The sequence below is a fragment of the Streptomyces sp. NPDC048288 genome, from assembly GCF_043201555.1.
In the GTDB taxonomy this organism is placed as follows: domain Bacteria; phylum Actinomycetota; class Actinomycetes; order Streptomycetales; family Streptomycetaceae; genus Streptomyces.
In genome coordinates this window covers 43,190-59,202 of record NZ_JBICZD010000011.1, presented here as the reverse complement: position 1 = coordinate 59,202, position 16,013 = coordinate 43,190, and the positions used below count along the sequence as shown (strand labels likewise).

The following is a 16,013-nucleotide window of genomic DNA, read 5'->3' as shown; positions in this document are numbered from 1 at the left end:
CGTACTCCCGTAAGGAAGTGACATGAGCGATCTCCCCCTCTCCGTCCCGGCGCGCGTCGCCAAGGCCCAGGCGATTGCCGACCGCGGCCAGTTCAAGATGTCGAGCGAGCCCCGCGTGGGCGCCCTGCTGCGCAGCCTCGTCGCCGCCAAACCCGGCGGGCGGATCATCGAGGTCGGCGGCGGCGTCGGCGTCGGCGCGGGCTGGCTCCTGGACGGCATGGACGCCGACGCGCGGCTCACCTCGATCGAGAAGCACGAGAACTTCGCCCGGGTGCTCAAGCACGTCGTCGCCGACGACCCCCGCGCCGAGGTCGTGGTCGCCGACGCGACCGAGTGGCTGACCGCCTACGACGGGCCCGACTTCGACTTCGCGTTCATCGACACCACGGTCACCAAGTTCGAGCGCCGCGACACCCTGTTCGCGCACCTCGCGGACGGCGCGCTCGTCATCGCCGACGACCTGCTGCCCCAGGACAGCTGGGACGCCTCGCACCCGCCGCGCGTGGAACTGTTCCGCAAGGAGATCATGCAGGAGCCCAACCTCGTTCCCACGCTGGTGGACTGGGCGTCCGGGCTCGTCATCGCGGCCCACCGCAAGAACGCGTGACACCGTGGCTGCCGCACTGAGGGCCGTGCCGGCCCAGGAAGCCGAGGAAGCCGAGGAAGGCCCCACGACCGCCGAACTGCTGCGCCGCACGCTGCGGGAACACGCCGCGGGGGTCACCGTCATCACGGTGCCGGGGCCCGCGGGCTTCACCGCGACCTCGTTCACGTCGGTATCGCTGGAACCCTCTCTGGTGACGTTCTTCGTCGCTCTCACCGCCTCCACGGCGGCGGCCGTCGCCCGCGCCGACCACTTCGCCGTACACCTGCTGGGCGCCCGGCACGCGGACCTGGCCGTACGGTTCGCGGCCCGGGCGGTCCCGCGCTTTCACGGGGTCGACTGGACCTCGTCCCCAGAGGGCGTACCGCTCCTCCAGGGTGTCGCGCGCCTCACCGCGCGCACGGTCCTGCGCCAGCGCGTCGGCGACCACCTCCAGGTCGTCGGCGCCCTCCTGGACGCGGAACCGCTGCCGGGCCACGAACCGCTGGTCCACCATCACGGGGGGTACGCGACAACGGCCCCGCTGCCGGACGCGGCGTCGGGGACGGGGCGATCATGAGCACGGTCCCGGGGGCCGGCCCGGTGTCCCAGGCCCTCGCCACGTCCGCCCCCGCTGCTCCCGGACTGGCCCCGGCATCCCTGCCGCTTCCGGTCCGCCCTGCCTACACCCGCACCGATCCCCGAGGCGCCCTGCCCCGCCGCACCGGCCTTCCCGACATCGAGGCCAACCGCCTCACCCCCTTCTGGCGCCCGCTCATCGACTTGCGCCCCAGCCCGTACAGCCCGCTCCGGCTGCAAGCGATTCCGCTGGTGGCGGCCCGGCTCGCGGAGCCGCCCGACGCGCACAGGCCCGCGCGGTTCTCCCGCATCGGCGTACCCGGCCAACGCCACCAAGTCCTGCGGCACGCGGGCCTGGACGCCTACGACTGCCGCACCCCCGCCGGTCTCGCCCCGCACCTGCGCAGCCCGCACTGGCAGAACCTCGTCGACACGGCGGACGCCTTCCCCGACCTGGCAGCGCCCACCCGCGCCCTGCTCCTGTTCCACCTGGCCCAACTCACCTACTGCCACTACGCGATCGACCTCGCCGGAGCGGTCCGCCCCACCGGCGACCCCGGCCACGACCAGTACGTCTACGAGGTCGCCCGGGTCCACGCCCGCACCCCTGGCCACCTGGCGAGCGCGCTGTCCCTCCTCGACGAGCTGTCCACCACCACCCCCGACCCGGCCCTCGCCCTCGCGGCCTGCTTCCAGGGCGTCGGCCACTCGCTGCGCGGCGGGGACGGAACGCGGGCGGAGACCTACCTGACACGCGGGAGAGCCCTGGCGGCGGCCCTCCGGCAGGACACCTGGGAGGCACACCTGGGCCTGAGCAGATTCCACCGGGCGGCGGCGCTCCTGCACCCGGAGGACCCCCGCCACCTGGCGCGCGCGCAAGCCCACCACACCGCACTGGCGCCCTCCGAGCCGGGCCAGGACGAGACGACAGCCCTCCTGGCGGCGGAGAACGCCCGCTACCTTCTCGAACTCCGCATCCACATCACGCCGACGTCCGCCCCGGCCCTCGCCGAGGAGCTCCTCGCCCTGGACCCGAACTGCGTCGAAGCTCTTCTCACCGCGGGCGACGCGCACGCCCGCGCGGGCGACCTGCACCACGCGGCACACCTTTACACGCGGGCGGGACAGCTCAGCACGGGAGCGGGCGCGATGGGCTGGTACCGGGCAGCCCAGTGCCACCTGCTGCTGGAGAGGACGGCGGACGCGGCGCACGCCATGGGCCGCTGCCTGGAACTGGACGCGGCGGCACGCGAGCCACAGGCGTATCTGGCGGCACTGACCGGCGGCTGACTCGGACGCGTCGCCCGGCGGGCGACCGCCAAGATCTGCCACGCGGTGCCCTCCAGCCGCACCGTCCGAGAGCGGTCGGTGGCCTTGTGGGTGGAAGTCGGCACTCTGTTCACAACCGCCGGGCGCAGCCCACCGGACGTTCCCCGCCCAGCTGGACGTAGAGGGCGGTCGACGCCGGGCAGTCGTCCCGCGAGGTCACCGCCCGCACCACCCGGTACTGAGGCTCCCGCTTGCCCGAGCCGTCGCAGGCGGTCTCCCGGACCTGGCCGTGGCCCGAGCCGTAGACGCAGTCGCCGACGACGGTGCGCGGTCCGCCGCCCCCGCCGGGGTCCCCGGGGTGCGGCGGTTCCAGGTTGCGCATACAGGCGTAGCCCTGCGGGATCGTTCCGTCGCCGTCCTCGTCGCCGCTCGCGCGCTGGGCGCTGATGTGCAGCACGAAGTCGGTGGTGGCCGGGCACGGCGGCCCGTCGGCGACGGTCCCGTCGTACCGGGCGACGACCCGGGCGGCCGCCCGCTCGCTGGTGCAGGGCACCTCGGTGAAGCTGGCGGTCCCGAACGAACTGCACTCGCCGACCGCGAGGAACTCCGTGCCGTACCCGGACACCGGCCCGCTCGCCGTCGACCGCGCGCTGCCCGCCGGGGTCCCGGACGAGGACGACCGGCACCCGGCCGCCGGCAGGGCGACGGCCAGCGCCACCAGTACCCCCGCCCATCGTCTCCCGCGCATACCGACCCCCCTGCCAGCGTGGCCCGCGAGCAGGGCCCACGCCAGCCGTGTGGGAGGCTTTCCGCCTGTTGGGGGTGTTACGCCCGGTTCCGCTGCGTACGTCTAGTACGTCAGCCCGTGACCGATCGGATACAGCACCTGCGCCGGATCGTCCGCCCGCTGCACCGGCACCGGCAGCCTGCCCCGCGGTGTCACCCGGCCGGCGATCACCCGGGCCGCGGCCCGCAGTTCGACGTCGGTCCACGAGTAGGCCGCCAAGAAGGCCTTCACGGTGGGCAGTTGGGCGACATCGTACGGATTGCGGACCGCCACGGCCACCACTGGCCTGCCGGTCGCGACCAGCCGCTCCACCAGCCGCTGCTGTTCGCCGCCCGCCGTGACGTTGTACGTCCCGACGACCACCGCGTCCGCGTCCCGTGCCGCCGCGACCGCCTGGTCGACGGTCGCCGCCGAGGGCGCCGTGCCGGTGGACATCGCCGTGGCGGTGAAGCCGAGTCCGGTGAGGGCGGTGGCGAGCACACCGGTGGGCGGGCCCGTCGTACCGGACGGGGAGGCCGGGTCGGCGCCGACGACCAGCAACCTGCCGTGCGTGGCGTGGGAGAGGGGGAGCAGGCCGCCCTCGTTGACCAGCAGGGTGGTGGTGCGCTCGGCGATCCGGTCGGCGGCGGCGAGATGCCGGGCCGTGCCCACCACCCGGCCGACGTCCTTCGTGTTCACGTACGGCCGGTCGAGCAGCCCCAGCCGCGACTTCAGCCGCAGGATCCGCAGGATCGATTCGTCGAGCCGGGACTCCGTCAGTTCCCCGCCCTGTACGGCCTTCAGGACGGCGTTCCAGGCGACGTCCAGGGTGGGCGGGTTGAGGAGCTGGTCGACCCCGGCCTTGAGGGCGAGCACGGGCACCCGGTCGTCGCCGTACTTCGTGCGGACGCCCTCCATGCCCAGCGAGTCGGTCACCACCACCCCGTCGTAGCCGAGTTCCTCGCGCAGGATGCCGGTGAGCACCGGACGGGAGAGGGTGGCCGGGTCGCCGGAGTCGTCCAGCGCCGGGAACTGGAGGTGCGCGGTCATGATCGAGTCGATGCCCGCCCTGACCGCCGCCCGGAACGGGACCGCGTCCAGCTTCTCCCACAGCTCCCGGCTGTGCGTGATCACCGGGAAGCCGGTGTGGCTGTCCACGGCGGTGTCGCCGTGCCCCGGGAAGTGCTTGGCCGTCGCGGCCACCCCCGCCGCCTGGTACCCCGCCACCTCGGCGGCGACCAGCGCCCCGACGGCGTCCGGGTCGGCGCCGAAGGACCGTACGCCGATGATGGGGTTGGCCGGGTTCACGTTGACGTCGGCGTCGGGGGAGTAGTCCTGCCGTACGCCCATCGCGCGCAACTCCGCGCCCGAGATGCGGCCGAGGGCGCGGGCGTCGGCCGCCGAGCCGCCCGCCCCGATCGCCATCGCACCCGGGAAGAGGGTGGCGGGCCTGCCGATCCGGCAGACGGCGCCGTGCTCCTGGTCGGTGGCGATGAGCACCGGCAGACCCCGCGGCTGCGCCAGCGAGGCCCGCTGGATCCCGTTCGACAACTCGGCGACCTGCCGCGGATCCCGGGTGTTGTGCGTCCATGTGAAGTAGATGATCCCGCCGACCCGGTACTTCGCGACCAGCTCGGCGGCGGTCCTGACCCCGATCTCCTCGACATTGGCGTCGATGTCCACCTGGTCCGGATCGGTCGCCGAATGACCGTAGACCCGCATCACGAACAGCTGCCCGACCTTCTCCTCGAGAGTCATCCGGGAGATCAGCGAGCGGAGCTTCTTGTCGTCGGAGCCGAGGGCATACGCACTGGCGCCGACGGCCAGTCCCGCGGTGACACCCGCGGTCGCGGCCAGGAGGGTGCGTCTGGAGGGCACGTGCGCTCCTTCCGGTGGAGTACCGCTGAAGGAAACTTCCGTGAAGCACCACTATCCGGGAAGTTTCTTTCCGTCAAGGGACTGCACGGTAACCGGAAAGGGGCCGCCATCGGCGCATTGGAGGGGGGCACGTCGATGGCGGCGGGCCGGCGGCCGTGGTGCGGCGGAGAGGGTAGGTCGACGATCGCAGCCAGCAGCGAGGGCCGACACCACACCACGGAGACTCTTCCGACAGCCTGCGAGTTGGACGGACGGAGGGGGGACGGGGTTCCCGGTGGCCGGCGCATTTCCGTAATTCGGGAGGCGTGAGCTGGAAGTTGCGTCAGGGGCAACGGGCCCGTAGGGGCGCGGGGCTGTATCGATGTGCGGCTCCGCCGCGTGGGCGCGACCGGCCCCCACCGACCCACACCCGACGAACGACCCGTTCCACCTTGTGAAACCTCCCGCACCGGAAACCCCCAACCGGCGATCATGGGCGGATGCCCCTCGTCGACATCCCCGGCTCCAAGTCCGTCACCGCCCGCGCCCTCTTCCTCGCGGCCGCCGCCGACGGCGTCACCACCCTCCTGCGCCCCCTCCGCTCCGACGACACCGAGGGCTTCGCCGAGGGCCTGGTCCGGCTCGGCTACCGCGTCGGCCGCACCCCGGACACCTGGCAGGTGGACGGCCGCCCGCAGGGCCCCGCCCTGCCCGCCGCCGACGTCTACTGCCGCGACGGCGCCACCACCGCCCGCTTCCTGCCCACCCTCGCCGCGGCCGGACACGGCAGCTACCGCTTCGACGCCTCCGAGCAGATGCGCCGCCGCCCCCTCGCCCCGCTCACCCGCGCCCTGCGCGACCTCGGGGTCGACCTGCGCCACGAGGGCGCGGAGGGACACCACCCGCTGCGGATCGAGGCGGCCGGCGTCGAGGGCGGTGCCGTCACCCTCGACGCCGGGCAGTCCTCGCAGTACCTCACCGCGCTGCTGCTGCTCGGCCCGCTCACCCGCAGGGGCCTGCGGATCCGGGTGACGGACCTGGTCTCCGCGCCGTACGTGGAGATCACGCTCGCGATGATGCGGTCGTTCGGGGTGGAGGTGGCCCGGGAGGGGGACACCTTCGTCGTCCCGCCCGGCGGCTACCGGGCGACGACCTACGCGATCGAACCCGACGCCTCCACCGCGAGCTACTTCTTCGCCGCGGCGGCCGTGACGGGCCGTGAGGTCACCGTCCCGGGGCTCGGACAGGGCGCGCTCCAGGGCGACGTGCGGTTCGTGGACGTGCTGCGGCGGATGGGCGCGGAGGTGGCGGTCGGGGCGGACCGGACGACCGTCCGCGGCACCGGCGGCCTGCGGGGCCTGACCGTCAACATGCGGGACGTCTCCGACACCATGCCCACCCTCGCGGCCATCGCCCCCTTCGCCGACGGACCCGTCCGGATCGAGGACGTCGCCAACACCCGGGTGAAGGAGTGCGACCGGCTCGACGCCTGCGCGGAGAACCTGCGCCGGCTGGGCGTCGGGGTCAGCACGGGCGACGACTGGATCGAGATCCGCCCCGGCACCCCCGCCCCCGCCGAGATCAAGACCTTCGGCGACCACCGCATCGTCATGTCCTTCGCGGTGACCGCCCTCCGCGCACCGGGCATCTCCTTCGACGACCCTGGATGCGTGAAGAAGACCTTCCCGGGCTTCCACGAGGCGTTCGGGGAGCTCACCGCCGGGTGGGGCATCCCGCTCGACGGCGGGTGAGCGGGTCGGCGAGACTCCGGGCGTGCCCTGTCCCTTGCAAGGGCCGGCCTGCACGGTGATCCGGTTCGTACGGTGCCTCGTGCGGGCGCTGAGCTGGTCTGCGCGCGGGGCCGGTGCGCGTGGTGAGCCGCCGCGCTCGCTGAGCCTGGCCGGCGCGGCTACGCCGACTCGTTGAGCAGTCGGGCCAGGTGGTCGCGGCCCGCTGCCAGTAGTCCGGGGAGCGGGGCGGCCGTCTCGTACCAGCGTTTCTCGTACTCCCAGCACAGCCAGCCGTCCCAGCCGTGGCGGGAGAGGATCTCGACGCAGTCGGAGAGCGGCAGGATGCCGGCGCCGAGGGGGAGCGGGGTGGTGTCGTCGGCCGAGGCGATGTCCTTGACCTGGACGTAGCCGAGGTGCGGTGCGAGGGCCGCGTAGGTCTCGGCGGGCTGCTCGCCGCCCAGCCAGGTGTGCATGACGTCCCAGAGCGAGCCGACCATGCGGTGGCCGACCGGGCCGAGGACGCGGATCGCGTCGGCGCCGGTGCGGTGCGAATCGTGGGTCTCCAGCAGGACCCGTACGCCGAGGGCGGAGGCGTCCTCGGCGACGGTGCCGAGCCGCCGGGCGGCGATCGCGTCGGACTCGGCGACGGGCAGCGCCGGGTCGGCGCCGGGGAAGACGCGGACGAAGGAGGCGCCCAGGTCGTGCGCGAGCTGGAGGAGCCCGCGCGTCTCGTCGAGCACCGGGCCGTCCTCGCCGGGGGCCGCGAGGCGCGCGTACCCGGCGACGCCCAGCACCTCCACCCCGGCCGCCTTGAACTCGGCGGCCACGTCGGCCCGCGCGGCCGGGCCGAGGCCGGGATGGACGGGCTCTTCGGGATGGGCGCGCAGCTCGACGCCGTGGTAGCCGTGGACGGTGGCGAGCGCCAGCACGTCCGGCACCGGCAGACCGGGAACCCCGAGGGTGGAGAAGGCGAACCTCATGCCCACCAACCTACTTCTCACTCACCGGTTCCGTGCAGGTCCAGCCGCCAGTCCTGGCCGACCAGGTCCTTGCCGAAGGAGCGGTGCGGTTTCTCGGCGGTGAGGACGAAACCGTGCCGCTGGTAGATGTGGCGGGCGGAGGACAGGATGTCGTTGGTCCACAGGACCAGGTCGCGGTAGCCGACCCCGCGCGCGAACGCGATCACGGCGGAGACCAGCCGGTCGCCGATGCCGAGCCCGCGGGCCTCCGGTTCGACGAGCAGCAGCCGCAGCCGCGCGGTGCCGGGGGCGTCGTCCCGTACGCACATCACGCAGCCCACCGGCCGCCCCGCCCACTCGGCGATCCAGGTGCGCTCCAGGTGCGGGTCGTGGTCCTCGGCGTAGTCGGCGACGATCCGGGCGACCAGGCCCTCGTAGTCGGCGTTCCAGCCGTACTCGGAGGTGTACAGGGCGGCGTTGCGCTGCACGATCCAGCCCAGGTCGCCGGGGCGCGGCTCGCGCAGCACGACCTCGCCGGCGTCGCCGGGGGCGTGTCCGTCGCCGAGGAGGGTGCGGATGGTGCGCATGGCCTCGGCGAGGCGGGGCCGCTCGCCGGGGTCGACGGCGCCCAGCAGCGTGCCGACCGAGTCCCGGGCCCGCGCGTCGAGCAGCTCGGCGGCGGTCCGGCCGTCCGGGGTGAGGGAGACGCGCCGGCGCCGGGGGTCCTTCTCCGAGGCCGAGCGCTCGATCAGTCCGGCCTCCTCGAACTTGTTGAGGATCCGGCTCAAGTACCCGGCGTCCAGCGCGAGATCGGCCCGCAGGTCGGCCGCGTCGGTCTCCGCGGAGTGCGCGAGCTCGTACAGCACCCGGGCCTCGGTGAGGGTGTACGGGGCGTAGAGGTGGCGGCCGTAGTCGAGGGCGCCGATGAGGTTGGTGTAGAAGCGGTTGAAGGCGCGGATGTCCTGGACGGTCATGGCTGGGCCCCGATGGTTGACTGAGTCAGAGATACCGTGGCTCCGAGGCTATCCCGGCACCCCGTCCGGCCGGAAGTCATCGGCCCGAACAGCGGCTCCGCAGGCTTTACTTGTTCTTTTTTGCCTGGGCCTGGTCCTGCTTTTGACTTCGTCGCGCCAGCGCCGTAGGTTTATACACGAACGTCACTTATGTCCGTTTCAACTTCGGATGTGACGTGGTCCGCCGGAGAAAACCCGTGCGGTGCGGAGAACCGGCATCGAGGGCGGCGGACGCGCTCAGAGCTGCGCGCAGGCTCTGGAGCGCACGCAGAGCGGCCACTGCGCGGCCGCCGTAACTCAACCACACCCTCGGAGAGGGGCGAAAAAATGCGCGCGCACACCACACGGATGAAGAGGGTTGCCATCGCTGCGATTTCGGCACCCATCCTGGCACTCGCTGCCGGGGCCGGAGTCGCCAGCGCGGCCAACCAGTCTGCGCCCGACCACGTCGTCTCCTACCAGGACAACGGTGGCGGCGGCGGTGGCCACGGCGGTGGCGGTGGCGGCGGTCACGGCGGTGGCGGCGGTCACGGTGGCGGCGGCTACGGCGGCGGTCACGGTGGCGGCGGCTACGGCGGCGGTCACGGCGGCTGGGGAGGCGGCGGCTGGGGAGGCGGCGGCTACGGCGGCTGGGGCGACGATTACGGCTGGGGCGGCGGTCACTACGGTGGCGGCGGCTGGGGCGGCGGCGACGGCGGTGGCTGGGGCGGAGGTGGCTGGGGAGACTGAGCCAGGCCACAGCGTGTGACGCTCCCTGACAGCAGAAGGTGGATCCGGGTGCCCGACCCCTCGGGCACCCGGACGCATGCATCAGAACCCCTCGTGGAGGCGGTGACCGGATGAGGATCGTGTGCGTGGGCGGCGGCCCGGCCGGACTGTACTTCTCGATCTCGGCGAAGCTGCGGGACGCCGGACACGAGATCATCGTGCTGGAGGCCGACCCGCCCGAGGCCACCTACGGCTGGGGCGTCGTCTACTGGAGCGACCTGCTCGACATCCTGCACCGCAACGACCCCGAGAGCGCACGCGCGGTGAGCGCCGGCTCGGTGCTCTGGCAGCAGCAGGAGATCCGGCTGCACGGCAACCGCCACGACGGCACCGCCTACTTCGGCGGCTTCGGCTACAGCATGGGCCGCGCGGCCCTCCTCGACATCCTCACCCGGCGCGCCCGCTCCCTCGGCGTGGACGTACGGCACGGGGAACGGCTCGCCGACCCCGCCGACCTGCCGGACGCCGACCTGATCCTGGCGGCCGACGGCGCGAACAGCCGGATCCGGCAGAGCCGCGCCGAGCGGTTCGGGCCGCACACGCAGACCGGCCGCAACCCCTTCATCTGGCTCGCCACCGACCGGCAGTTCGACAGCTTCGTCTTCGCCTTCGAGCAGACCGAGGCGGGCTGGATCTGGTTCCACGCCTACCCCTCGTTCAAGGGGGTCAGCACCTGCATCGTGGAGAGCTCCCCGGAGACCTGGCAGGGCCTCGGCCTCGACACGCTCGACGAGGAGGACGCCGTACCCCTGCTGGAGAAGATCTTCCACCGCGCCCTCGACGGCCACTCCCTGATCAGCAAGTCGCGCGGCGCGCCCGCGAAATGGCAGCGGTTCACCCACCTCGCCAACCGGACCTGGGTCGACGGCAGCGACCCCGGCCGGCCGGTCGTCCTCGCCGGCGACGCCGCCCACACCACCCACTTCACGCTCGGCTCCGGCACCCGGCTCGCCATGATCGACGGCATCATCCTGGCCGAGGCCCTGAAGGGCTTCCCGGACCCGCGGATCGCCCTGCGCGAGTACGACAAGCGCCGCCGCGCCGAACTCCACCCCGTCCAGGCGGCCGCCCGCACCAGCATGGCCTGGTTCGAGCAGCTCGACGACTACCTCGACCGCGGCCCCGTCGACTTCGCCTACGCCATGGCCGTCCGCCAGGGCCACCAGGCCCCCTGGCGCTACCAGACCCACCTCGCCACCCAGCTCAAACCCGTACGCCGAGCCCGCCGCGCCTACGACACCGGCACCCGCTGGTACCAGGACCGCAAACGCGGCGCCGCCCCCCTACCCCTCCTGCCCCACTCCCCCCAGCCGGGTCACTGACGGCCTTCGCCGCACCGGGCCAGTCGCCGACGGGTACCGCCACGGCGGGGGCAGCCACCGACAGGTTCCGGGCACGGCCGGGACCGGTGACAGCCACCGACGCCTTTCCTCCCGGCCGGACCAGGCCGCGCGGGCGCCTTCCGCTGCGGCGGGAGCGGGGCGGTCGCTGTCCCTTTCCGCTGCGGCGGAGTACGCGGTCCGGGCGGCGCGCGGTCTGCCGCCGCCGCTTCCGGCACTGCGGAACCGGCGGCCCCGACGTCTTCCCTTGCGGCGGAAATCGGCAGCGTGGACTGCCTCCCCCGCGGGGGAGCGGTGCGGTCGGCGACAGGTTCCGTGTGCGGCGGACGCGGGGCAGCTGCCGGCCTCTTCCGCTGCGGCGGAGTGCGCGGTCCGGGCGGCGCCACCGCGTCCGTCGCGGGGGTGACCGGCGGCGCCGACGCCTTCCTCTGTGGCGGAAACCGGCGGCGCCGACTGCCCCGCCCGCAGGGGGAGCGGCGCAGACGGCGGCGGCTTCCGTCGCGGCGGGAGCGGCGCAGGTGCCGGTTTGCTCCCGCCGCGTCGGGAACGGGTCGGGTGGGCGGCCGTCGGTGTGTCTACGGCGGGAACGGGCCGTAGACGGGGTGTGCGGGTCGGAGGGGGTGGTCGGGGGCACCTGAGCCGCGTCCCCGGTGTTCGAGTCGGTACCGCTCGTGGGGGTCAGGTGCGGGGTACACCCGAGGACCCCCGGACCATCAGCTCGCCGCGTACCGTCGCGATGCCTCCCGGTGGCGGCTCCTCGCGGCCCATGGCGATGCGGCCCGCCCGCGCCCCCGCCTCCGCCAACGGCAGCCGCACCGTCGTCAGGGACGGCACCGCGTCGATGCTGAAGGGCAGGTCGTCGAAGCCGGCCACGGACACGTCCGCGGGGATGCGCATGCCCGACTCCCGGAGCGCGGCGCAGGCGCCCAGCGCGACGGAGTCGTTCGCGGCGACCACCGCGGTGAGCGTCGGGTCCCGGCGCAGCAGCTCCAGCGTGGCCTCGTACCCCGCCCGCCGGTCGTAGCGGCCGTGCACGGTCCAGCGCGGGTCCTCCTCGATGCCCGCGTCGGCGAGCGCGGCCCGGTGGCCCTCCAGCCGGTGCCGGGTGGTCGTGCGCTCCTCGGGACCGGCGATGTAGCCGAGCCGCCGGTGGCCGAGCCCGATGAGGTGCTCGGTCAGCTCCCGCCCGCCGCCGCGGTTGTCGAAGGTCAGCGCCACCGCGTCGGTGTCCGGCGCCGGCGGCCGCCCGCACAGCACCACCCTCGTCCCCGCGTCCGCCAGCTTGCGCAGCTTCGCCGCCACCGCCGCCGCGTGCGGCGCGTTCTCCATGGCCCCGCCGGTCAGGATCACCGCCGCCGCCCGCTGCCGCTGCAGCAGGGTCAGATACGTCAGCTCCCGCTCCGGGGAGCCCCCGGTGTTGCAGACCACCGCCAGCCGCTCGCCGCCCGCCCGCCCGCCGGGACCGCCGATCTCGGCCTGGATGGCGCTTGCCATGATGCCGAAGAACGGGTCGGCGATGTCGTTGACGAGGATGCCGACCAGATCGGAGGTCGCCGCCGCGAGCGCGCTCGCGGGGCCGTTGAGGACATAGTCCAGTTCGTCCACCGCCCGCAGCACCCGTTCCCGCGTGGTCGCCGCCACGGGATAGTTGCCGTTCAGTACGCGCGACACCGTCGCGGGCGAGACCTGGGCGCGGGCCGCCACGTCCGCCAGGGTCACCGTCATCTCGTCGTCCTCCGGTCGCGCATCTCGTCGTACGTCTTCGTACACAGCCTGATCAAAGGAAGCCCCCTTGCCGAGCAGACCATAAGGCCATTCACTCCTGTTGTTCGCCCCCTCGAACAACTCGACCCCATCACGGTCTTGTACAGACCAGTGGTGAAAGGCTAGCTTCAGACTGTATAGAAAGCGCTTGCTGCGTTGCTGAGACGCACGCGGACGAAGGGAAACACGTGACACGCAAGACGGTGCGGATCGCCATGAACGGTGTGACCGGACGCATGGGCTACCGCCAGCACCTCGTCCGCTCGATCCTCGCCCTGCGCGAGCAGGGCGGTCTCGACCTCGGCGACGGCACCGTGCTGTGGCCGGAACCGGTCCTCGTCGGCCGCCGCGAGCACGCGCTCCGCGAGATCGCCGACCGGCACGGACTGTCCGGCGAGCACATCGCCACCGACCTCTCGGCGGTCCTCGCCGACCCCACCATCGACATCTACTTCGACGCCCAGGTCACCTCCGCCCGCGAGGAGGCACTCCAGCAGGCCATCGCCGCCGGGAAGCACATCTACACCGAGAAGCCCACCGCGACCGGCCTCGACGGCGCCCTGGAGCTGGCCCGGCTCGCGCACGCCAAGGGCATCAAGCACGGCGTCGTCCAGGACAAGATCTTCCTGCCCGGCCTGCTCAAGCTGAAGCGGCTCATCGACGGCGGCTTCTTCGGCCGCATCCTCTCCGTCCGCGGCGAGTTCGGCTACTGGGTCTTCGAGGGCGACTGGCAGCCCGCCCAGCGCCCCTCCTGGAACTACCGCGCGGAGGACGGCGGCGGCATCGTCGTCGACATGTTCCCGCACTGGGAGTACGTCCTGCACGAGCTGTTCGGCCGGGTGAAGTCCGTCCAGGCCCTCACCGCCACCCACATCCCGCAGCGCTGGGACGAGGGCGGCAAGCCCTACGACGCCACCGCCGACGACGCCGCCTACGGCATCTTCGAGCTCGACGGCGGCGCCATCGCCCAGATCAACTCCTCCTGGGCGGTCCGCGTCAACCGCGACGAACTCGTCGAGTTCCAGGTGGACGGCACCGAAGGCTCAGCGGTCGCCGGCCTGCGCAACTGCCGTGTCCAGCACCGCAGCGCGACCCCCATGCCGGTCTGGAACCCGGACATCCCGGCCACCTACGCCTTCCGCGACCAGTGGCAGGAGATCCCGGACAACGGCGAGTTCGACAACGGCTTCAAGGCCCAGTGGGAGCTGTTCCTCAAGCACGTCTACGCCGACGCCCCCTACCAGTGGGACCTGCTGGCCGGCGCCCGCGGCGTACAGCTCGCCGAGCTGGGCCTGAAGTCCTCCACCGAGGGCCGCCGCATCGACGTACCGGAGATCGCGCTGTGACCATCCAGCTCCCCTCGGCGGGCGGCACCCTGCGGACCTACGAACCCCGCACCGAGCCGCTCGCCGTCACCACCGGCACCCCCCTCACCTCCCGTACGGTCTTCTCGGCGGCACACGTCGTCGCCGACCCGTTCGCCGACGTGTCCCCCGACTCGCCCGCCGCCGTCGACTGGGACGCCACCCTCGCCTTCCGCCGCCACCTGTGGTCCCACGGGCTCGGCGTCGCCGAGGCGATGGACACCGCCCAGCGCGGCATGGGCCTGGACTGGGCGGGCGCCGCCGAGCTGATCCGCCGCAGCGCCGCCGAGGCCAAGGCGGTCGGCGGCCGGATCGCCTGCGGCGTCGGCACCGACCAGATCACCGGCGGCACCCTCGCCGAGATCCGGGCCGCCTACGAGGAGCAGCTCGCGCTCGTCGAGGAGTCCGGCGCCCAGGCCATCCTGATGGCCTCCCGGGCCCTCGCCGCCACCGCCTCGGGCCCCGAGGACTACCTCGACGTCTACGGCCACCTGCTCCGCCAGGCCGGCGAACCGGTCGTCCTGCACTGGCTCGGCCCGATGTTCGACCCGGCCCTGGAGGGCTACTGGGGCTCCACCGACCTCGACGCGGCCACCGACGTCTTCCTGGACGTCATCGCCGCCCACCCCGACAAGGTCGACGGCATCAAGGTCTCCCTGCTCGACGCCCAGCGCGAGATCGACCTGCGCCGCCGCCTCCCGCAGGGCGTCCGCTGCTACACCGGCGACGACTTCAACTACCCCGAGCTGATCGCGGGCGACGCGCAGGGCTTCAGCCACGCCCTGCTCGGCATCTTCGACCCGCTGGGCCCGCTGGCGGCCCAGGCGGTCCGGATCCTCGACACGGGCGACACGGCGGGCTTCCGCGCCCTCCTGGACCCCACCGTCGAACTCTCCCGCCACCTCTTCCAGACCCCCACCCGCTTCTACAAGACCGGCGTGGTGTTCCTGGCCTGGCTCGCCGGCCACCAGGCACACTTCACCATGGTCGGCGGCCTCCAGTCGGCCCGCTCCCTGCCGCACTTCGCCCGCGCCTACGAACTCGCCGACGGTCTGGGCCTGTTCCCGGACCCCAAGCTCGCCGAGGAACGGATGAAGACCCTGCTCGCCCTGTACGGAGTCAGCCAGTGACCGGCGACCTCTCCCGCTTCTCGATCAACCAGATGACCGTCAAGCAGCTCTCCCTGCCCGAACTGGCCGACGCCTGCCTGGACCTGGGCGTCCCGGGCGTCGGCCTCTGGCGCGAGCCGGTCCGGTCCTACGGCGTCGACGCGACCGCCAAACTGCTGCGCGAGGCCGGCCTGACCGTCACCACCCTCTGCCGGGGCGGCTTCTTCACGGCGATCGACCCCGCCGAACGCGCCGCCGCCCTCGCCGACAACCGGCGGGCGATCGAGGAGGCCGCGACCCTCGGCACGGACACCCTCGTCCTGGTCTCGGGCGGCCTGCCGGCCGGCTCCAAGGACCTGCACGGTGCCCGCGAACGCATCGCGGACGCCCTCGCCGAACTGGGCCCCTACGCCGAGCAGCACGGCGTACGCCTCGCCATCGAGCCCCTCCACCCCATGTACGCCGCCGACCGCTGCGTGGTCTCCACCCTCACCCAGGCCCTGGACCTCGCGGAACGCTTCCCCGCCCACCAGGTCGGCGTCACCGTCGACACGTACCACATCTGGTGGGACGACCAGGCCCCCGCGCAGATCGCCCGCGCCGGCGCCGGCAACCGCATCCACACCTTCCAACTCGCCGACTGGACCACCCCGTTGCCCGAGGGCGTCCTCAACGGCCGCGGCCAGATCGGCGACGGCGCGATCGACATGCGCGAATGGAAGGCCTACGTGGAGGCCGCCGGCTACACCGGCCCCATCGAGGTCGAACTCTTCAACGACGCCCTGTGGGCGAGGGACGGCCGCGAGGTACTCACGGAGACGGCGGAACGGTTCCTGACCCACGCGGCGTAGCCCGGCGCGGCGGCCGAAGAAGCGAACCTGCTCTCCGGCCGCCGCCGCACGGTGACGTATA

14 protein-coding genes are annotated in these 16,013 nt (G+C 73.2%); 9 read left to right on the top strand and 5 right to left on the bottom strand.

Annotated elements, in window-relative coordinates; translation table 11 throughout:
* Nucleotides 1-22: 22 nt before the first annotated feature.
* Genes ACGFZS_RS34565 through ACGFZS_RS34555 form a run of 3 tightly spaced genes read left to right on the top strand, consistent with a single transcriptional unit; the run spans nucleotide 23 to nucleotide 2,452 of the window.
* Nucleotides 23-607, top strand: coding sequence for an O-methyltransferase (locus ACGFZS_RS34565; RefSeq protein WP_393798410.1), 585 nt, complete (start codon nucleotides 23-25; stop codon nucleotides 605-607).
* Nucleotides 608-611: 4 nt separating this feature from the next.
* Nucleotides 612-1,163: a flavin reductase family protein gene (locus ACGFZS_RS34560; protein ID WP_393798409.1), complete on the top strand. Its 552-nt coding sequence runs from the start codon at nucleotides 612-614 to the stop codon at nucleotides 1,161-1,163.
* On the top strand, nucleotides 1,160-2,452 hold the full coding sequence (locus ACGFZS_RS34555) for a hypothetical protein (protein ID WP_393798408.1): 1,293 nt from the start codon (nucleotides 1,160-1,162) through the stop codon (nucleotides 2,450-2,452). Before ACGFZS_RS34560 ends, ACGFZS_RS34555 begins: the two co-directional genes overlap by 4 nt.
* A gap of 109 nt (nucleotides 2,453-2,561) precedes the next feature.
* Here the strand turns inward: ACGFZS_RS34555 and ACGFZS_RS34550 are convergent, their stop codons facing one another.
* The gene (locus ACGFZS_RS34550) at nucleotides 2,562-3,179 is read right to left on the bottom strand and encodes a hypothetical protein (RefSeq protein ID WP_393798407.1); all 618 of its coding nucleotides are present in this window, start codon (nucleotides 3,177-3,179) and stop codon (nucleotides 2,562-2,564) included.
* Nucleotides 3,180-3,281: 102 nt separating this feature from the next.
* On the bottom strand, nucleotides 3,282-5,075 hold the full coding sequence (locus ACGFZS_RS34545; protein ID WP_393798406.1) for a glycoside hydrolase family 3 protein: 1,794 nt from the start codon (nucleotides 5,073-5,075) through the stop codon (nucleotides 3,282-3,284).
* 479 nt (nucleotides 5,076-5,554) lie between these two features.
* On the opposite strand from ACGFZS_RS34545, the gene aroA reads away from it, so the two are divergent.
* Complete coding sequence (gene aroA / locus ACGFZS_RS34540) at nucleotides 5,555-6,805, top strand: 3-phosphoshikimate 1-carboxyvinyltransferase (RefSeq protein WP_393798405.1); 1,251 nt, start codon at nucleotides 5,555-5,557, stop codon at nucleotides 6,803-6,805.
* A gap of 158 nt (nucleotides 6,806-6,963) precedes the next feature.
* Here aroA and ACGFZS_RS34535 read toward each other — a convergent pair whose 3' ends face one another.
* Entirely contained in the window at nucleotides 6,964-7,764 is an 801-nt protein-coding gene (locus ACGFZS_RS34535) for a sugar phosphate isomerase/epimerase family protein (RefSeq protein WP_393533497.1), read from the bottom strand.
* Between the two features lie 17 nt (nucleotides 7,765-7,781).
* Complete coding sequence (locus ACGFZS_RS34530) at nucleotides 7,782-8,717, bottom strand: GNAT family N-acetyltransferase (RefSeq protein ID WP_393798404.1); 936 nt, start codon at nucleotides 8,715-8,717, stop codon at nucleotides 7,782-7,784.
* 387 nt (nucleotides 8,718-9,104) lie between these two features.
* Between ACGFZS_RS34530 and ACGFZS_RS34525 the strand changes: the two genes are divergently transcribed.
* Nucleotides 9,105-9,485, top strand: coding sequence for a hypothetical protein (locus ACGFZS_RS34525; RefSeq protein WP_393798403.1), 381 nt, complete (start codon nucleotides 9,105-9,107; stop codon nucleotides 9,483-9,485).
* A gap of 110 nt (nucleotides 9,486-9,595) precedes the next feature.
* On the top strand, nucleotides 9,596-10,846 hold the full coding sequence (locus tag ACGFZS_RS34520) for an FAD-dependent monooxygenase (protein WP_393798402.1): 1,251 nt from the start codon (nucleotides 9,596-9,598) through the stop codon (nucleotides 10,844-10,846).
* Between the two features lie 696 nt (nucleotides 10,847-11,542).
* Here ACGFZS_RS34520 and ACGFZS_RS34515 read toward each other — a convergent pair.
* Nucleotides 11,543-12,589, bottom strand: a complete 1,047-nt coding sequence (locus ACGFZS_RS34515) for a LacI family DNA-binding transcriptional regulator (protein WP_393798401.1) — start codon at nucleotides 12,587-12,589, stop codon at nucleotides 11,543-11,545.
* A 227-nt stretch (nucleotides 12,590-12,816) separates the two neighbouring features.
* Between ACGFZS_RS34515 and ACGFZS_RS34510 the strand changes: the two genes are divergently transcribed.
* The 3 genes from ACGFZS_RS34510 to ACGFZS_RS34500 are packed head-to-tail and all read left to right on the top strand — an operon-like array spanning nucleotide 12,817 to nucleotide 15,952.
* Entirely contained in the window at nucleotides 12,817-13,974 is a 1,158-nt protein-coding gene (locus ACGFZS_RS34510; protein WP_393660402.1) for a Gfo/Idh/MocA family protein, read from the top strand.
* Complete coding sequence (locus ACGFZS_RS34505; protein ID WP_393798400.1) at nucleotides 13,971-15,122, top strand: dihydrodipicolinate synthase family protein; 1,152 nt, start codon at nucleotides 13,971-13,973, stop codon at nucleotides 15,120-15,122. Before ACGFZS_RS34510 ends, ACGFZS_RS34505 begins: the two co-directional genes overlap by 4 nt.
* 32 nt (nucleotides 15,123-15,154) lie before the next feature.
* Nucleotides 15,155-15,952 carry a sugar phosphate isomerase/epimerase family protein gene (locus ACGFZS_RS34500; RefSeq protein ID WP_393798637.1) on the top strand — a complete coding sequence of 266 codons (798 nt, stop codon included), beginning with the start codon at nucleotides 15,155-15,157 and terminating at the stop codon, nucleotides 15,950-15,952.
* Nucleotides 15,953-16,013 lie beyond the last annotated feature (61 nt).

Excerpts from the sequence above, each read along its gene's own strand:
- ACGFZS_RS34535 (WP_393533497.1), bottom strand. The coding sequence starts at position 7,764 with ATGAGGTTCGCCTTCTCCACCCTCGGGGTTCCCGGTCTGCCGGTGCCG.
- ACGFZS_RS34530 (WP_393798404.1), bottom strand. The coding sequence starts at position 8,717 with ATGACCGTCCAGGACATCCGCGCCTTCAACCGCTTCTACACCAACCTC.
- ACGFZS_RS34525 (WP_393798403.1), top strand. The coding sequence starts at position 9,105 with ATGAAGAGGGTTGCCATCGCTGCGATTTCGGCACCCATCCTGGCACTC.
- ACGFZS_RS34520 (WP_393798402.1), top strand. The coding sequence starts at position 9,596 with ATGAGGATCGTGTGCGTGGGCGGCGGCCCGGCCGGACTGTACTTCTCG.
- aroA (WP_393798405.1), top strand. The coding sequence starts at position 5,555 with ATGCCCCTCGTCGACATCCCCGGCTCCAAGTCCGTCACCGCCCGCGCC.
- ACGFZS_RS34515 (WP_393798401.1), bottom strand. The coding sequence starts at position 12,589 with ATGACGGTGACCCTGGCGGACGTGGCGGCCCGCGCCCAGGTCTCGCCC.
- ACGFZS_RS34500 (WP_393798637.1), top strand. The coding sequence starts at position 15,155 with ATGACCGTCAAGCAGCTCTCCCTGCCCGAACTGGCCGACGCCTGCCTG.
- ACGFZS_RS34550 (WP_393798407.1), bottom strand. The coding sequence starts at position 3,179 with ATGCGCGGGAGACGATGGGCGGGGGTACTGGTGGCGCTGGCCGTCGCC.
- ACGFZS_RS34565 (WP_393798410.1), top strand. The coding sequence starts at position 23 with ATGAGCGATCTCCCCCTCTCCGTCCCGGCGCGCGTCGCCAAGGCCCAG.
- ACGFZS_RS34555 (WP_393798408.1), top strand. The coding sequence starts at position 1,160 with ATGAGCACGGTCCCGGGGGCCGGCCCGGTGTCCCAGGCCCTCGCCACG.